1 protein-coding gene is annotated in these 255 nt (G+C 37.6%); it reads left to right on the top strand.

What is annotated here, in order from left to right; translation table 11 throughout:
• Positions 1–29: 29 nt before the first annotated feature.
• On the top strand, positions 30–255 hold a 226-nt coding region (locus tag SB764_RS42405), incomplete at its 3' end, for a hypothetical protein (RefSeq protein WP_410867095.1).

The following is a 255-nucleotide window of genomic DNA, read 5'->3' as shown; positions in this document are numbered from 1 at the left end:
GAAGTTCAGCCGATATTATGAAACTAGCCATGATTGAAGTAGCTAAGATTTGTAAGCGAATGGGCTATAAAATGTTAGCGACTATACACGATGAAATATTGATAGAAGTACCCATTAACATATCACGTGATGCAGTAGAGGAAATTGAAAAAGCTATGCTAGGGGTAGTGAAGCTGAAAACACCTTTTAAGGTTGATACTGCTTTTATGGAGAAACGCTGGGGAGAAGAAGTCGGAAAAGATGAATGGTTTAACA

Source organism: Paraburkholderia sp. SIMBA_027, assembly GCF_046535315.1.
Taxonomy (GTDB): domain Bacteria; phylum Pseudomonadota; class Gammaproteobacteria; order Burkholderiales; family Burkholderiaceae; genus Paraburkholderia; species Paraburkholderia tropica.
This window is presented reverse-complemented; position numbering and strand designations above follow the sequence as displayed.